The organism is Flavobacterium koreense (genome assembly GCF_054776075.1).
This window is the reverse complement of record NZ_BAAHCF010000034.1, coordinates 83,464-101,848: the sequence shown is the minus strand read 5'-3', so window position 1 is coordinate 101,848 and position 18,385 is coordinate 83,464. Positions and strand designations below refer to the sequence as shown.

Annotated in this window: 15 protein-coding genes; 3 read left to right on the top strand and 12 right to left on the bottom strand. The window is 32.1% G+C overall.

Translation table 11 applies throughout. The annotated features are described in order from the left end of the window. Positions 1–56: 56 nt before the first annotated feature. The 12 genes from acs to ACYU7A_RS12755 all read right to left on the bottom strand — a co-directional run bounded on the left by acs (position 57) and on the right by ACYU7A_RS12755 (position 13,508). A complete protein-coding gene (gene acs / locus ACYU7A_RS12810) occupies positions 57–1,964 on the bottom strand; it encodes an acetate--CoA ligase (protein ID WP_460577137.1) in 1,908 nt (635 codons plus the stop codon). Between the two features lie 231 nt (positions 1,965–2,195). After that, a complete protein-coding gene (locus ACYU7A_RS12805; protein WP_460577135.1) occupies positions 2,196–2,666 on the bottom strand; it encodes a hypothetical protein in 471 nt (156 codons plus the stop codon). Positions 2,667–2,676: 10 nt separating this feature from the next. Continuing rightward, the gene (locus tag ACYU7A_RS12800; protein WP_460577133.1) at positions 2,677–3,363 is read right to left on the bottom strand and encodes a hypothetical protein; all 687 of its coding nucleotides are present in this window, start codon (positions 3,361–3,363) and stop codon (positions 2,677–2,679) included. A 141-nt stretch (positions 3,364–3,504) separates the two neighbouring features. Continuing rightward, complete coding sequence (locus ACYU7A_RS12795) at positions 3,505–5,400, bottom strand: propionyl-CoA synthetase (RefSeq protein ID WP_460577131.1); 1,896 nt, start codon at positions 5,398–5,400, stop codon at positions 3,505–3,507. A gap of 131 nt (positions 5,401–5,531) precedes the next feature. Continuing rightward, positions 5,532–6,401 carry a winged helix-turn-helix domain-containing protein gene (locus ACYU7A_RS12790; protein WP_460577129.1) on the bottom strand — a complete coding sequence of 290 codons (870 nt, stop codon included), beginning with the start codon at positions 6,399–6,401 and terminating at the stop codon, positions 5,532–5,534. A gap of 100 nt (positions 6,402–6,501) precedes the next feature. Continuing rightward, positions 6,502–6,867 (bottom strand): response regulator transcription factor, encoded by a 366-nt coding sequence (locus ACYU7A_RS12785; RefSeq protein ID WP_344816336.1) that lies wholly within the window; start codon positions 6,865–6,867, stop codon positions 6,502–6,504. A 2-nt stretch (positions 6,868–6,869) separates the two neighbouring features. Further along, positions 6,870–9,563: an ATP-binding protein gene (locus tag ACYU7A_RS12780; protein ID WP_460577127.1), complete on the bottom strand. Its 2,694-nt coding sequence runs from the start codon at positions 9,561–9,563 to the stop codon at positions 6,870–6,872. Further along, the gene (locus ACYU7A_RS12775) at positions 9,556–9,750 is read right to left on the bottom strand and encodes a hypothetical protein (protein ID WP_298303928.1); all 195 of its coding nucleotides are present in this window, start codon (positions 9,748–9,750) and stop codon (positions 9,556–9,558) included. Before ACYU7A_RS12775 ends, ACYU7A_RS12780 begins: the two co-directional genes overlap by 8 nt. Before the next feature lie 167 nt (positions 9,751–9,917). Further along, entirely contained in the window at positions 9,918–10,133 is a 216-nt protein-coding gene (locus ACYU7A_RS12770; protein WP_396145471.1) for a DUF6814 family protein, read from the bottom strand. Positions 10,134–10,144: 11 nt separating this feature from the next. Beyond that, positions 10,145–11,683: an MFS transporter gene (locus ACYU7A_RS12765; RefSeq protein ID WP_460577125.1), complete on the bottom strand. Its 1,539-nt coding sequence runs from the start codon at positions 11,681–11,683 to the stop codon at positions 10,145–10,147. Between the two features lie 28 nt (positions 11,684–11,711). Beyond that, positions 11,712–12,989, bottom strand: a complete 1,278-nt coding sequence (locus ACYU7A_RS12760) for a hypothetical protein (protein ID WP_460577123.1) — start codon at positions 12,987–12,989, stop codon at positions 11,712–11,714. 99 nt (positions 12,990–13,088) lie between these two features. Further along, positions 13,089–13,508: an IS1/IS1595 family N-terminal zinc-binding domain-containing protein gene (locus tag ACYU7A_RS12755; protein WP_460577121.1), complete on the bottom strand. Its 420-nt coding sequence runs from the start codon at positions 13,506–13,508 to the stop codon at positions 13,089–13,091. A gap of 257 nt (positions 13,509–13,765) precedes the next feature. On the opposite strand from ACYU7A_RS12755, the gene ACYU7A_RS12750 reads away from it, so the two are divergent. The 3 genes from ACYU7A_RS12750 (at position 13,766) to ACYU7A_RS12740 (ending at position 18,383) form a co-directional block, all read left to right on the top strand. Beyond that, complete coding sequence (locus ACYU7A_RS12750) at positions 13,766–14,365, top strand: flavin reductase family protein (RefSeq protein ID WP_460577119.1); 600 nt, start codon at positions 13,766–13,768, stop codon at positions 14,363–14,365. Positions 14,366–14,427: 62 nt separating this feature from the next. After that, positions 14,428–16,728, top strand: coding sequence for an oxidoreductase (locus tag ACYU7A_RS12745; protein ID WP_460577117.1), 2,301 nt, complete (start codon positions 14,428–14,430; stop codon positions 16,726–16,728). Positions 16,729–16,793: 65 nt separating this feature from the next. Next, complete coding sequence (locus ACYU7A_RS12740; protein ID WP_460577115.1) at positions 16,794–18,383, top strand: AMP-binding protein; 1,590 nt, start codon at positions 16,794–16,796, stop codon at positions 18,381–18,383. Positions 18,384–18,385 lie beyond the last annotated feature (2 nt).

Genomic DNA, 18,385 nt, shown 5'->3' with positions numbered 1-18,385 from the left:
TATAAAAAAACTGCTTCGTTTCCAAAGCAGTTTTTAACTAAATAAACTAAAATAAACTATAATTTTCCGTTTTTGATTTCTTCAACAATCTCAGGGTTTAATAAGGTTGAGATATCTCCGAAGTTTGAGAAGTCACCTTCTGCAATTTTTCTTAAAATTCTACGCATGATTTTTCCAGAACGTGTTTTTGGTAAACCACTCACAAACTGTATTTTATCTAATTTAGCAATTGGTCCAATTTGATCAGAAATCAATTGATTAATCTCTTTAGCAAGATTAGCTCTATCACGACTTTCACCAGTTTCTTTCAAGATTACAAATCCGTAAAGTGCATTTCCTTTGATATCATGTGGGAAACCAACGATAGCACTTTCTGCCACAGCTGGGTGTTCGTTTATAGCATCTTCAATTGGAGCCGTTCCTAAATTGTGTCCTGAAACAATGATAACATCATCTACTCTACCGGTAATTCTGTAATAACCTACTTCATCACGTAATGCTCCATCACCTGTAAAATATTTTCCTGGGAAAGCAGTGAAATACGTTTCTTTATAACGTTGATGGTCACCCCAAATCGTTCTAGCCATTGATGGCCATGGAAATTTGATACACAAACTTCCTGTTACTTGATTGCCTTCAATTTCGTTGCGCAATTCGTCCATTAAAACGGGTTGAATTCCTGGTAATGGTAAAGACGCATACGTTGGTTTTGTTGGTGTTACAAACGGAATTGGCGAAATCATTATACTACCAGTTTCTGTTTGCCACCATGTGTCTACTAGCGGACAACGCTTTCCTCCTACGTGGTCATTGTACCAGTGCCAAGCTTCTTCATTGATAGGTTCACCTACCGAACCAATAACTTTTAAGGAACTTAATGGAAATCTTTGTACATAATCTAAACTTTCTTTTGCCAAAGCACGAATAGCCGTTGGCGCAGTGTAGAATTGATTGACTTTATGTTTTTCAATTACTTCCCAAAAACGGCTAAAGTCTGGATACGATGGAACTCCTTCAAAAATTACGGTTGTGGCACCATTTAAAAGTGGTCCGTAAAGAATATAAGAATGTCCAGTTATCCAACCAATATCGGCAGTACACCAATAAATGTCATTTTCTTGGTAATTGAATACATTTTTAAATGAATAGGCAGTTTGCACCATATAACCTGCTGTTGTATGAACCATTCCTTTAGGTTTTCCAGTTGAACCAGAAGTATAAAGAATGAATAATGGATCTTCTGCGTCCATAATTTCGGCTACACAATTAGGAATCGCTGCGTCCATTAATGGTTGCAACCAAATATCACGACCTTCTTTCATTTTTACTTCCGAATTGGTTCTTTTTACAACCAAAACTTTTTCAACGCAAGGTGATTTTTCTAAAGCTTCATCTACAATTCCTTTTAGGTCGATGGCTTTATTTCCGCGGTAACTTCCGTCTGATGTAATGACCATTTTACATTCAGAATCATTAATACGTGCCGAAACAGCAGAAGATGAAAATCCTGCAAAAACCACTGAATGGATAGCACCAATTCGAGCACAAGCCAAAATTGAAACGGCCAATTCAGGAATCATTGGAAGATAAATACAAACGCGGTCGCCTTTTTTAATTCCTTGCTCACGAAGAACATTCGCCATTTTGGAAACTCTTGCGTATAATTCGTTGTAAGAAATATGTTGTGCTGCTTCGCTAGGATCATTCGGTTCAAAAATGATAGCCGTTTTATCGCCTCTTTTTGCCAAATGTCTATCAATACAGTTTTTAGTAATATTTACTTTGGCATCCAAAAACCACTTGAATTTGGCTTCTTGAAAATCAAATTCCATTACTTTTTCCCATTTTTGGTACCACGTAAAGTTTTCATCAGCTACTCTGTCCCAAAATTTTCTTGGTTCACGAACTGATTTCTTATACATTTTAAAGTAATGCTCTAAATTGTCTATTGTATAGTAACTCATTATTATTCTATTTTTTATTCGTTTGTTAATGTAAATGTAACGATAAAATAAATGTAGAAAAGAATTTTCTTGCTAAATTACTATAGCTAAATAATGATACCTCTGATTTAAAAGGATTTTAAGATGAAGATGGATTTATTTATTTCTAAAAGTTAACTAGTTACTACAATTAAATTTATATTTAAAAAAAACCAACAAATTAATTGTTGGCTTTAAAATATATAAAATCGATCAACTTGAATATTGTTCCATCATATCTTCAATAGTTTCCCAATCAGCGTCTGTTCGTAAACTGCAACCAAAATCAACTAATAAATCTTCACTAGCATATATTTCTTCAAGTTTGTCATTGATTTTATCTAAATCTTCTATGTAAAACAAAATTTCGATACCTCCTTCAACAGGAACTCTTGAAATCAAATGACAAACACAAGCTTTGTTTAATTCTTTATCAAAATATTCTTGTATTTCACCAATATCGTTTCCATTCATATCTTCATAATCTACATTCAAAAGTCCTAAAATTGGACAATATTCTTTGTAAGGATAGTTTTTATATCCAATGTTTATCCAAGCTGTATAATGTTCGTCATCTTCACCTGTAAAAGAAACGATAGAAATTTTAGTTTTTGGAAACGCTTTGCCTGATGCTTTTATGGATTCCCAACTTTCGTTGTTTTTCTTTTTAAAAAAATTGAGCATAATTTATAGTTTAATAGATTTCTAAATGAAATTCTTTTATTGATAGTTCGTTGTTAAAACCGATACTTTCATATTCAAAATCAAAATTCATTTTCATTTCTAATGTTAGTTTTTGGCTTTCTAGTTTGAGAAAATTTATTTCAGTAACATCAACAGGATTGTGACAATTTCTCAAATAAATAGAACCATCAATATATCCTTCAACAGGATTTATTGGAAATTTGATAGTTTTTCCAATACATGAACTTAATGATTCTTTCAATTGAATTCCGTCTAATCTTATTGAAGTTTCAATAATTTCATCATCAAGAACGAATTTAGAAATTGGAAGAAATATTGTGAAAAAATTATCTTCAAATTCTTGAATACTTCCTTCTAAAAATTCAAATTTAGTAATTGAAAAATTTTCAGTAAGATTTAGATAATCTTCTTTATTTTCCTCCACTTCTTGAAAATCTAAATGGGTTTTTCCTTTTTCAAATTCTTTTATAAAATCTTGTACGTATTCGTTTTCTGATTTGGCTCCATGTTTCCAAAAGATTTCCATCATTTGAATATCGTCTGTGTAAGATGCCCATTCAATACCAGTTGTATCGTTGTTTAATAATTTATTTACATCAAAACCGTTTTTTAATGCAACTTCAACAGCTTCATAATCTCTTTCTACAACAAGATTCAAAAGTTCTTTTTCGGTCATGCTTTTTATTTTCTAAATTTAATTTTATTCATTAAAAATATAAATCTAATTGATTAGTCATCAATTTTTATGCAATATAAAAAAAGCAACCATATAAATAGTAATCTATACAGTTGCTTTAAATTTAATGTCATTAGATATTTATCTAAACGAACCTATTTTAGCTTTTTCAAATTCTTCTCTTACTTCGTCAATGATAGCTTCATCGTCAATAGTTGAAGGAATTTGGAAGTTTTCTCCATCAGCAATGCTTCTTAATAATTTTCTTAAGATTTTACCAGAACGTGTTTTAGGTAATCGTTGAACAATTACAACATCTCGTAATGATGCAACGGCACCAATTTGATCTCTAACCAAATGAACCACTTCGTGTTGCAATTGGAAATGCTCAATATCTTCACCTGATTTATTTACAACTAATGCTAATGGAACTTGACCTTTCAATTCGTCATTAATTCCAATAACGGCGCATTCTGCAACCGAATGATGTGAGGAAACTATTTCTTCCATTTCGGCTGTTGATAATCTGTGTCCTGCTACATTGATAACGTCATCTACTCTACCTGTAATGAAAATATAATTTTCATCGTCTTTAAATCCTCCATCGCCTGAGAAATAATAACCTGGAAATTTATTCAAATAACCTGCTTTGAAACGCTCGTTATCTTTCCATAAATCCAACATGGTTCCTGGTGGCAATGGTAATTTGATAACTACATAACCTTCTTCATTTGGGCCTAATTCTTGTCCGTTTTCACCAAATATTCTGATGTCGTAACCTGTAACGGCTTTTCCTGCAGAACCTGGTTTTATTGGTAAATATTCAACTCCCATCATGTTTGCAATCATTGGCCAACCTGATTCTGTTTGCCACCAATGATCAATTGCAGGAACTGGAATGTGTTCGCGATACCATTCTAAAGTGGCTACATCGCAACGTTCACCTGCTAAGAATTGGGTTCGCAAGCAAGACAAATCATATTGTTTGATAAATTCACCATTTGGATCTTCTTTCTTGATGGCACGAATGGCTGTTGGAGCAGTAAACATAATACTAACTTTATGTTCAGCAATCACTCTCCAAAATGTACTTGCATCTGGAGTTCTAATAGGTTTTCCTTCAAATATTACTGTTGTATTTCTATTAATCAATGGTCCGTAAACGATATAACTGTGTCCAACTACCCAACCCACATCGGATGCAGCCCAAAAAACTTCGTCTTGTTTGGCTCCATAAATGTATTGCATTGAAAATTTAAGTGCCGTAGCATAACCTCCAGTATCTCTGACAATTCCTTTTGGTTTTCCTGTAGTTCCAGAAGTATATAAAACGTACAATGGATGTGTTGCATTTACAGGAACACAAGGAGCTTCTTCTGAGCCATAAACTAGTGCATCATAATCAACATCATACTTTTTGAAAGGAATTCTTGCGCCTAATTTTCTATTGAAAACGATGACTTTTTTTGGTTTGTGTTCTGCTAATTCTATGGCTTCGTCCACTAAAGGTTTGTAAGCAATCAATCGGTCTATTTCAATTCCTGAAGAGGCTGTGATTATTAATCTTGGTTTGCAATCGTCGATTCTTATGGCTAATTCGTGTGGTGCAAAACCTCCAAAAACCACAGAATGCGTTACTCCTATTCTAGCGCAAGCCAACATGGCAAAAGCTGCTTGAGGAATCATTGGCATGTAAATTACAGCCGTGTCACCTTTTTTCAATCCTAAAGAAATCATACCGCCAGCTAGTTTAGCTACTTCCGATTTGACTTCGTTATAAGTATATCGCTTTACATTTTGAGTTACTGGCGAATCGTAGATGATTGCCGTTTGATCTCCGAAACCATCTTGAATGTGCTTATCTAAAGCTAAATAACACATATTTAACTCTCCATCTTTAAACCATAATGGATAATCGTTTTCATCTTTTGATAAAATGGTAGATGGTTTTGTATACCACTCGATTTGGTCTGCTTGCTCTTTCCAAAATGCTTCAGGAGATTGAATACTTTGGTTGTAAAATTCTTGGTAATTCATTAGTATTGATTGGTTTGCGGTTGTTTTAATTACATAAGTAAATGTAAATAATTAATCAATACGAGTTAAAATATTCTTGCTAAATAGGTATATACGAAATCGTTTGCGTAATCCTCTATTCAAACTAAAAATTAATTCTTAATTTCTAATTTATAACCAACACCATGAATGTTTACGATATTTATTGAGGAATCTTTATCTAATTTTTTTCTAAGTTTTGAAATAAACATATCTAAACTTCTAGTAACTATTACACCTTCGTTTTCCCAAATTTCCTTTTGCAAAGTGTTTCTATCAATAATTTCATTGGGCGATAATGAGAGAATATGCAATAATTTAGATTCTTTGGGAGTCAATGAAATTTGTTCGTTTTCAAATTGAAGTTGATTTTTTTGGAAGTAAAAACTATATTTTCCTATTGTTATATTGGTTTCATCGTCAGCAATAATAGTTTCTTTTTTACTTTTTGTATTTCTAAATCTTATCAAAAAGAAAAGTGAAACTGCTAAAAACAAAATAACAAAAAAGGAATATTTAGTAAATAAAATATTGGTTTTTGAAACAAATTTTAAAGTTATAACATAACAATCAAGTGGCATTCTTCTTCCAACGCATGCAATAACATTTTTACTTGAATCAGCATCAATATGAAAACCATAAACTATAGCTTCGTTGGAACATTTCTGAACTGAGACAGAATATTCTTTTGGAAAAGTACTTTTTGAAATGTTATTTTTAACAATGTTTATAAGAGAATCTGGAGCAAAAGCAAACTTATTTTCAAAGCTAATTTGAAATTCATTTTTTGAAATTACTTTTATAGGTAGTACTTTGGAAGTTTTATCATTGGAACTAATCAAAACCTCATGCCCTATTTTTCTTAATAGTATTTCATTTTTTGGATCATCTATTGCAGATTCTGTTAGATGAGAACAACTAAACGGAATTATAAAAATGGCTAAGACTAATAAAAATAATGTATAAATATGCTTTTGTTTCATATCCCAAAAGTATTTAGTTTTTGGTTTATTAAAAACGTATTTAATAAAGATTTACATTTTTTTTACAAACAATTTATTTAGAGTAGAATAAAAAACGCTATTATTTAGAAAGTAACTCCATCACTTGATCTACCACTTTTTTAATTGAAAATGGTTTTGTTAGGTAGGCATCAGCACCAAGAGCCATTCCTTTTTCAATGTCACTTTCTTTATTTTTAGCAGAAAGAAAAATTACTTTGGTGTGTTTTAAGTTGTCATCTTTTCTAATTTGCTCAATGGTAGCATAACCGTCAACCATAGGCATCATAACGTCAAGGATTATCATATCTGGATAATTGGTTTTCACAATATCCAAAGCTTCTTGTCCATCACGTGCTATAAATACTTCAAAATTATTTTTTTTGAAAGTATATTCAAGTGACATTACTATGTTAGGTTCGTCGTCGACTATTAAAATCTTTTTCATTTTTATAATTCTATATTCTTATTTTTCGGCAAAGTAAACACGATACAAGCACCTTTTATACTTGGTTGTGCCCAAATTTTACCTTTGTGATGGTCAATTATTTGTTTGCAAATAGCTAATCCTAATCCGCTACCAACAGGTTTTTTAATATTTTGATTGGTAGATTGATAGAATTTTTCAAATATGGCTTCAAAATCATTAGGGTTTATCCCTTTTCCGTTATCATGTACGAAAGTATGAATAAAATTATCTTTTTCAATAATTTGAATCGTAATTAATCCTTCGCTATCTGGACAAAATTTAATAGCATTTGATAATAAATTAGTTACAACTTGTACAATTCTATCTTCATCGTAGTAAGCATTGATTTTATCTTTACTTTCAATATGAATTGTAATTTTTTTATTTCTAATAAGTTGTTGTAAGGGTTCGATAGATTTTTCAACAGTTTCCACCAAATTATTTTTACTTGGATTGATGGTCTGTTTTCCAGTTTCAAACTTTTCTAAATCCAAAATTTTATCAATCAAACGATTCAGTCTATCTGATTCAGAAATGATATTTTGAAGAAATTGTTTTTTCAAATCTTCAGGAATTTCGTCATCATCATGCAAAATTTCACTGGCAGCACGAATTGCAGTAATTGGTGTACGAAGTTCGTGAGTTACCGTATCTAAAAACTCATCTTTTTGCTTGTCTTTAATCATTAACGATTCATTGGCATTCTGCAATTTGGCTGTAATTTCTTTTAATTCGTTAGAGGTTTCAGTCAACTTTTTATTAATTATAATGTTTTCTTTTGATTCTTCTAATATTTTTAAAACTTCAGGTAAGGTGATTTTTTCTTCTTTTACCACACTAGAAATCAATATTCTAGCCGAAGCCGTTCCGATATGACCTGTAAGAAGATTTTCGGCAAATTTGATTAATCTGGCATCAGCAAGTTCAATATTTTTATCAACATTATATTTTACATTGAAAATATTCATGGCACGTTTAGTACGTTCTTCACCAAGAAAACGAATCAATACTTTTTCAATATCATTTCTGTAAGCCGTTCCTTTCCAAATAAATGCGTCTTCGTGATTCGTGATGTATTTGTTTATATCAACAAACATTTCGGCATAATTACGTTCACGATAATTTCCTTTAAAACTTACAGAAACTGCGAAATATGTAACCGAATTAAACAACAAACTCCAAAATAACGCATGTGGCACTGGTTGTAAATAATCCAATCCAAAAAGTTGAAATGGTTTTAGCAAATGAAATCCCATAAAACCTTCAGAAATAAAATTACTTGAACTATTCGAAATTCCAATGGCGTAAGGAATTAGTAAGGTATAAATGCAAATAGCAAAACCTACCAAAATACTGTATACAGCTCCTAATCGCGAACCTCTTCTCCAAAATAAAGCTCCGAAAAAAGCTGGTGCTAATTGCGAAATAATAACAAACGCAACCAATCCGATAGAAACTAAATTATAATCTAATCCGAAAAATCTATAGATAAAATAGGACAAGATGATTAATGAAAAGATTCCTATTTTTCTACTATTTAAAATGCTTTTACTACTTACGGAATCTTCACTTTTTAGTTTTCCTAACAAGTTGTAAGGAATTAAAATGTTATTGGTAATCATGGTTGAAAGTCCGATAGATGAAACAACAATCATTGAAATTGCTGCAGAAAATCCACCAAGAAATACCATTACAGTTAATGTCTTTTCATCAAACAATTGCGGAATTAACAACGAATAAGTATCTGAATTTACATTTTTTCCATCAAACAAAATATTTCCACCCCAAGCAATTGGATACACAAAAATATTAAACAATAAAAGATACAATGGAAATAACCAAACGGCAGTATTGATATGATTTTCGCGATTGTTTTCAATTACTGATACCTGAAATTGCCTTGGTAAAAGAAAAATAGCAAACATAGAAAGTACGCAAAGTAAAAACCAATTGATTGCTTGAGGCAAACCTCCAATGGTATTTTTTTCTTTAAAATGTTCTAATAAACTTGCTTTTTGGTAAATATCATCAAAACCATCAAAGACAAAAAAGGTAACATAAACACCAATGATTACAAAGAATACTAATTTTAAAACACTCTCCATTGCAACAGCAGTAACAATTCCTTTTCGTTTTTCGGAAGCATCGACATATCGAGTTCCGTAATAGGAAGCAAAAAGTGCTAATGCAACTGCTACAAGTGTTGTAGTGTCATCAAAAATGTATTTACTTGTTGGCGTGTTGGTTACTACATGAAAAGTTTCTGAAATAGCTTTAAGTTGTAATGAAATGTAAGGAATGATTCCTGTGAGACAGATAATCGTTACAATTGCTCCAAGAAATCTACTATTACCATATCGGAGCGAAATAAAATCGGCTATACTTGAAATTTTATTAACTCTCGAAATTCGGATAATTTTTCGAAGAATTAATATCCATGAAGGTGCGATGATTATTGGTCCGAGATATATTGGAAGATAACTCAAACCACTTTCGGCTGCAACGCCAATACTTCCGTAATAGGTCCAAGCGGTACAATAAACTGCTAATGATAAAGTATAAACATAAGGATTATTCGTCCATTTACTATTACCTTTTTTTTCAGCCCAATGAGCGATGTAAAAAAGTACAGCCAAATACCCAGAAAGAATTACTAAAAGCGCTATACTATTCATTGTATCGTTTTACAATTAGAAGTGAAACCAATATTGAAAACAACCAAATAGAGAAAAAGTAAATGTAAACTACAGGAAAACCAAGAAAATTTTGTGCAGAATCAAATAGCAATGCAATAGGAAGATTAAAACCTATTAACAAGACTATAGAAACGATAACTAATTTTTGTTGATGTCTTTTTTTCATACTATTTGCCACAAAGGCACCAAGTCACAAAGTTTTATATGTAAAACAATATCTTACGAAAATACACAAACTTTTAAACTTATTAAACTTTTAAACTCATAAACTTCTTAAAATGCTCAAAAGCCCTTAAGTGAATAAGAGCTTCTGAGACTAACCAATAAAATTATTTAATCTTCGTATTCATCGGTGATTGCATACCAACCAAAAATGGTTAAACCGGTAACAATCATAGGTAATAATATGAAGAAAACAATAATTCCAAAAACTAAATCGTCTTGTTTTCCTGTGGTTAATTTATAACCAAAGATTCCAATTGAAAAGTAAGCAACTGCTGCAGCAAGAGCAATCCAAACTAATCCTAAATATTTTTTTAATGCGTTCATAGTTTTATATTTTAGTCGTGAAGAGTATTAATTTTTCTGTCAATATAGATCATTCCGATAACGAAACAAACTGCGGCAATACCAATTGGATACCATAATCCTTCAAGGTAAAATTCTACATCGCCTGCTTCTTTTGCATTCGTTACAAAGTAAGTTGAAATTGCAGGAAGTAATCCTCCAAAGATACCATTTCCAACGTGATAAGGTAATGACATCGACGTATATCTAATTTTAACTGGGAACATTTCTACAAGGAATGCAGCAATTGGACCATAAACCATTGTTACAAAAATTACTTGAATGAAGACCATAAAGATTAAGAACCAACGATCACTACTATTAATCATTTTGGTAACTTTAGTTTCAATTTTGTCTTTTCCTTTGTCGTCAACCATTACTTTTCCTGCTTCAAAATGGATAGTTTTGATTTCTTCAACTGTAGTTCCATCAGTGTAAGCTTTTGTTGTAGTATAAATTGAATCCATTTTTGTAGCATCAACTTCTTTAATTGAAGGAACTACTTTTGTTTGGGCAACAATTTCTGTTTTCTGAGTTAAATCTGTTGAATTATACATCGCTCTATAAATTGGACGATATAATAAAATCGCTAATAACATACCTGTCATCATAATCGATTTTCTACCCCATTTATCACTTAACCATCCAAATACGACGAAGAATGGAGTTCCCATAATTAATGCTACACCTAAAAGCATATCAACTTGTGAAGAATCAATACTTTGAACCGTTTTCAAGAAATTCATTGCATAGAATTGTCCAGTGTACCAAACAACACCTTGTCCCATTGTAGCTCCAAATAATGCAAGAAGAACGAATTTTAAATTGAATTTATTTCCGAAACTTTCTTTTAAAGGATTAGTAGAAGTTTTTCCTTCTGCTTTAGTTTTAGCGAAAGCTGGAGATTCGTGCATGTTTTTACGAATCAAGTAGGATACATAAACCATTAAAATTGAAACCCAAAATGGAACTCTCCAACCCCATTCGTCAAATGCTTCTTTTGATAATGATGCTTTTGTAATTAAAATAACCATTAACGAAATGAATAAACCTACAGTTGCTGTTGTTTGAATCCATGAAGTCCAATATCCTTTTTCTCCTGCTGGCGCGTGTTCTGCTACATAAGTTGCAGCTCCACCATATTCACCTCCAAGTGCTAAACCTTGAAGTAAACGAAGAACTAGTACTAAAATTGGAGCAGCAAAACCTATAGTTTCATAACTTGGAATACATCCAATTACAAACGTCGCTCCACCCATTAACATTAACGTTACCATGAACGTATATTTTCTTCCAATTAAATCACCTAATCTACCGAAGAAAAGTGCTCCAAACGGACGTACTACGAAACCAGCAGCAAATGTTGCTAAAGTTGACAAGAAGGCAGCTGTTGGATTATCAGTTGGAAAGAATTTGGTAGATAATACTACGGCCAAACTACCGAAGATGTAAAAGTCATACCATTCAATCATTGTTCCCATTGAGGAAGCGGAAATTACTTTCCAAATACCTGTTGTTTTTTTATCGCTCATATTTATATAGTTTTTAGTTGATTATGTTTTAGAATGTATAAGCACAAGAAATCATTGCTCTAAAGTTTCCTACTTCTTTTTGGTTTAAATCTGCTGCACCACTAGCATCTGATTTTAAATCTCCCCAAGTAGCTTTTGTGTATTCAACTTCTGGTGTTATTCTGAATTTATTTTGTTTAAAATCTACTCTTGCAGAAGCTCTCCAAACATTATCAACTACTCTAGTTCCTGAAATACCTCTCATATAGTATTTCACAGTTTCGCCAGCAGCAAGTCCATTTTTATCAGCTCCATCGTTTTTTGTATACCCAAAGAATAATCCAGGCGAAGTTTTTTTGTTGTTACTAGCTAAATCAAACCAAAAAGAAGTTGTTTTAGTTGCTTCATATTTTTCTTGCTGACCTGCAGCAGTGTAACCATTGAACCCTCCTAACATAACTAAGTTGTACATGTCTTTACCAGAAATACCATAAGCTTTGATTGAAAATTTATCATTTGAATATTTGAAGTATCCAACAACTGAAGTACTATTTACTTTTTCTGTTGAAGCTTTTCCTGCTGATTCCGTTAAAGGTTGTAATGATTTGTATTCAGCTCCTAAACCAGCAATCCAATTTTTGTTTTTAAATTGAAATTGTCCGTGTAATGTTGGCAAAGCAGAATTGAATGAAGCAGAATTTTGTGTTCCTCCTGTAGCAGTTTGTGTAGTAAACTCTCTTTCTTTATATGCTGTCAAAGCAAATGAAATTTCTTTTGAAAGATTTTGTTTTAATCTAACTTGTGATGCCCATCCAAAAGGATTAAACATGATTCCTGTACTAAAGTTTGCAACACCTGGAAAAACTTCCGGAATAAATGTTGGATACCAAGTTTGTCCTAAAGTAAGTGTCGTTTTAGACCACTCCATATTAGCATAAGCATGTCGTAATCTTAAAAGTCCAATAGAAGCTTCTGTATTACCAAAGAAATCACCTTCAAGCGTTCCTGACATTTTTGCACCCCATACATTAGGTCCTTTTACTTTAACTCCTAATCTAGAAACTACCGATAAAAAATTTGAAGCTCCAACTCCGTTCAAATCATCCCCATTTGCATCAAGAACTTCATCTAACGGATAAAGATTTAAATTGTATTCTCTAACTTGAGCTGATTTTCTAGTATCCCAAATATAATCGGTTCTAACAAAACCATAAAGGCTAACATCCCATTCTTTTTCTGCTGATGCAGCAGGTGTTGCTGGTGTTGTCGTTTGTGCATTTCCAATGAATGAGAAAGCTGCAAATGATAACAAAATAATTTTTTTCATAAGGTTTAAAATTTGGTTAGTAATTTATTTTTGCATGACCAAATTCTAAATTTTTGTTAATGAAAAAAATTATGATATATATTTATGTAAATACTATAGTTAATCCTTGAAACGTTCCCATTTTATTAGCATAAATTTATCACCAAGTTCGGTAATAATCATACCTGCTCCATTTAATTGGTCTTTATTTTTTAAAAATTCTACCAATTCTAAGTGGTTATATATCTTATAAGTAGGATGATAATCGGTATGATTAGGCTTAGTTACTTTATATTCCTTAACCCAATTACTAACAGTTACATGAGAAACACCGATAATTCGCTCTATTTCTCTAAAACTTAAACCTTCCAAATAAAGTTGTAAAGCCTTAGTAACATAGTAACTATCAATCTTTTTTCCGAGTTTATTTACGGTAAAGTAATAATTGCATTTTTTACATAAAAACCTTTGTCTGTCTTTGATTACACCACTTTTTACAATGTTGTCACTTTGACATTTTGGACATGCTAAAATCTCCATATATATAAATTTTGCATAAATATACTAATTTAGCAAATATACAAAAACATTTTTGCTATTTTTTTTAGTATAAAATTATATAGTATGCAATTTTATTAGGAAATTATTTCATTTATACTAATTTTTAGCTAAAAATTACTTTTTCAATGTTTTAATCGACGCTTTCAATGTGAAATTAATAAAGTTGATAATTTTTACCAATCGATTTTAGAATATTCCTATTAATTTCATTTAATTTGTAAAAACAATACAACAAAATGCAATTTGATCCCAAAGATTTAGATTCATCATCCTTATACAAACTTATTACAGGTTCGATAATTCCAAGGCCTATTGGTTGGATTGCAACAATTGACCAAAAAGGAATTAACAACCTTGCTCCTTTCTCCTATTTTAATATTGTTGGTGAAAAGCATATTATGTTTTCGACAGCTAAAAACAAAGGAAACAATAAAGACACTTTAAACAACATTCTTCAAAATAATGAATTCGTTCTAAACATGGTTACAGAAGATGTTGTTGAAGCCATGAATATGACATCAGCAGAATTACCAGCTAATGAAGATGAATTCATTCATGCCGGTCTTACTCCTATTGATTGCAAACTAATAAAGCCTAAAAGAGTTAAAGAATCTAAAATTTCTTTTGAGTGCAAAATGATTCATAATTTTACAATGCCTCATCCAGAAAACAATGGAGCAACTATGATTGTTGGTGAAATTGTAATGATGCATTATGATGATAATGTGCTCTTAGATAATTACAAAATCAATATGGAAAATTACAACCCTGTTTCAAGATTAGCAGGTTCAAATTATAGTAAAATTGGAGAAATTTTCTCAATTAAAAGAAGTTAAATAAAAAAATCCGCGGAAATCAGCGTTGCATAGCATCCGTTTTATCCGCGTTCCATTTAAATATGAAAATAGCAGTAATTGGTGGTGGTCCTGGCGGACTTTACTTTTCAATATTAACCAAAAAAGCTATGCCTCTTTGCCAAATCGATATTTACGAACGTAATAAATCGGACGACAGTTTTGGCTTTGGTGTAGTATTTTCTGATGAAACTTTGGGAGAATTTCTAAAACGTGACATGCAATCGTATGAACTCATTCGTAGCAAATTTGCCTATTGGGATGATATTATAATTGCTCGTGACGGACAAACGGTTAACATAGCAGGAAATGGATTTTGCGGATGTTCTAGAAAAACGTTACTACAATTATTACAACAAAGATGCATAGAAGAAGGTGTGAATTTGCATTTCGAACACAATGTAGATGATTTAAGTCAATTTGAAGAAGCAGATATTATAATCGCTTCTGATGGAATTGGAAGTCAAATACGAACAAAATTTGCATCAGAATTTGGAACCAAAATCGAATTAAAGCAAAACCGATTTGTGTGGTTGGGCTCAACAAAACCATTAGACGCATTCACTTATTTTTTCAGAAATACTGAACATGGTTTAATCGTAGCGCATTCCTATCAATACGAAGCCGGAATGAGTACATGGATATTTGAATGTTCAGACGAGACTTGGCAAAAATTCCAATTTGAAGTTACTAACGAAGAAGATACTATTACCAAAATTGCTGAAATTTTTAAAGAAGAACTCGATGGTCATCAATTAATTTCTAACAAATCGCATTGGCGTCAATTTCCACATGTAACTAATGAAAATTGGTATTATAAGAATATAGTTTTACTTGGTGATTCAAAAGCTACAGCCCACTACTCTATTGGTTCGGGAACAAAATTAGCAATGGATTCTGCTATAGGTTTGTTTGATGCATTAATAGCTAATCCAAACGATGTACAAGCAGTTTTTCAACATTATGATAAATCCCGAAGAAATACTGTAGAAATGATTCAGTATGCTGCTTTAGTATCGTTAGATTGGTTTGAAAACATGAATCGTCATAATCAACATCCTTTTTATCAGTTTGCTTTCGGGTGTATGACACGCGCTAAAAAAGTAACTTATGAAAACTTGCGTTTACGTGATAAATCATTTACAGATAAAGTTTTAGAAGAGTTCAACAAAAACCTAGAACCTACAACCCAAAACCTACAACCTATTCCTGCTGCATTTTCAACTTTTAAACTTCGAGATCTAGAATTACAAAACCGAATTACAATGTCATCAATGGGACAATATTCGGCAGAAAACGGATTGGTTAACGATTGGCATTTTCAACATTATAATTCAAGAGCCATTGGTGGATTAGGATTGATTTTAACGGAAATGACAGCAGTTTCAGGAACCGGACGCATTACTTTAGGTTGTACAGGTATTTACAATGAAAATCAAATAGTTGAATGGAAACGAATAAATGATTTTATTCATAAAAATACGCAAACTAAAATCGGAATTCAATTAGGACATTCAGGTCGAAAAGGTTGTTCTAAAATTCCTTGGGAAGACAGTTTTTCTGGAGAAAGTTGGGGATTACTTTCCGCGTCTGCAATTCCATTTAATGAAGGTGGAATTGTTCCAAAAGAAATGACTTTGGACGACATGGATTTGGTTACTTCGCAATTCGTTCAAGCAACCATAAATTCAGACAAAGCTGAATTTGATTTAATCGAATTACAAGTGCATCACGGATTTTTATTAGCTTCTTTCCTATCGCCATTAACTAACAACAGAACTGATGAATTCGGCGGAAGCATCGAAAACAGATTGAAATTTCCATTACGAGTTTTCAATGAAATGCGAAATGTTTTCCCAAAAGAAAAACCAATGTCAGTTCGAATTTCAGCAACTGATTGGGCAGAAAACGGAATTTCTGAAGAAGATGTAATTACAATTGCAACTGCTTTTAAAAATGCTGGAGCAGATATTATCAATGTTTCGACAGGAAATACTGTTGCAAATCAGAAACCAATAACCGGTAGAATGTGGCAAACACCTTTTTCAGATGCGGTAAGAAATACAGTTCATATTCCAACGATTACTGCAGGCTACATTCAAGATATTGATCAAATAAATACAATAATTTTAAACGGAAGAGCCGATTTAGTAGCTTTAGGAAGACCATTATTATTGGATGCAAATTTTGTGAGAAACGCACAAGCTTATGAACAATTTCAGCCAAATGACATTCCAAATCAATACAAAATGGGAATTTCACATTTATATCCATTAAAAGCTTCAGAAAGAAAACAAACCGAAGGAATGAAAAAAGCTTTGAAACCGAAGAGTAATAAGAAATAGTATTAAGATTTGTAGCATTAAGACAAAACTTTGTGACTTCGCGTCTTTGCGAGAAATATAAAATTATGAAGCATTACGAAGATAATTTTGCACACATAAACCTACCAAGTTTAGACTTGCAACCTAATTATGTTTTTACTGATTTACCGCAATTTCAGCATCCCGAGATGCTAAATTGTGTTGAAAAATTATTAGACAATCACATCAAAGAAGGTCGAGGTAATAACATATGCATTAGAACATTTGAAGAAACTTGGACTTATCAAGATTTACTTGAAAAAGCCAATCAAATCGCCCATATTTTAGTAGATGATTTAGGATTAAAATCAGGTAATCGTGTATTGATTCGTTCGGCTAATAATCCAATGATGGTGGCTTGTTGGTTTGCAGTTTTAAAAGCTGGTGGAATTGTAGTTGCCACTATGCCTCTACTTCGTTCTAAAGAATTGACAACAATTATAGATTGTGCTGAAATTTCACATGCATTTTGTGATAAAGAATTAGAAGAAGAAATCCATTTGATAAAGTCCAATCTTTTAAAGAAAATTTGTTTTTACGGAAATTCTCAATTAGAAGAATTGATGAAATCAAAGCCAAAAACATTCGATAATTATCATTCAAAATCCGATTCGGTGGCTTTAATTGGATTCACTTCTGGAACTACAGGTTTGCCCAAAATGACTTCACATTATCATAAAGATATTTTGAATATTTGCGAATGCTTTCCGCAATATTCGTTGCAACCAACTCAAAATGATATTTTTACAGGAAGTCCGCCATTAGGTTTTACCTTTGGTTTAGGCGGATTGGTTTTATTTCCAATGTATTTCGGTGCTTCTACTTTTTTAATCGAGAAACCAAGTCCTGATTTACTTTTAAAAGCCATTCAAGATCATAAAATCACCATTTGCTTCACAGCACCAACAGCTTGGCGTATTATTACTACTAAAGTTAAAGAATTTGATATTTCTAGCTTACGCAAATGTGTTTCTGCTGGCGAAACCTTACCATTAAAGGTTTGGCAAGATTGGTATGATGCAACAGGATTGAAAATTATTGACGGAATTGGAGCAACAGAAATGCTACATATTTTTATTTCATCTAATGAAGAAAACATGAAACCTGGAGCAACAGGATTATCCATCACAGGTTATGAAGCCAAAATTATTGATGCAAAAGGAAACGAATTGCCAAGAAACGAAGCAGGAAGATTAGCCGTTAGAGGAATTACAGGTTGCAAATATTTGAACAGAGAAGACAAACAAAAAGAATATGTTGAAAACGGCTGGAACATCACTGGCGATATTTTCCGTCAAGATGAAGAAGGCTATTTCTGGTTTGTAGCTCGTGGCGATGATATGATTATTTCTTCTGGCTACAATATTGCCGCAATTGAAGTAGAATCCGTACTTTTAACACACGAAGATATTCTAGAATGTGCAGTAGTCGGAATGCCAGATGAGGAACGTGGAATGTTAGTTTGTGCACATATTGTGCTAAATGATCAATCTAAAGCAACAGATGCAATGAAAAACCGTATCCAGCATTGGTTCAAAGAAGTAGCTGCGCCTTATAAATATCCAAGAGTAATTAATTTTATAGAAGCATTACCCAAAACAGAAACAGGAAAAATTCAACGATTTAAGTTGAAATAGTA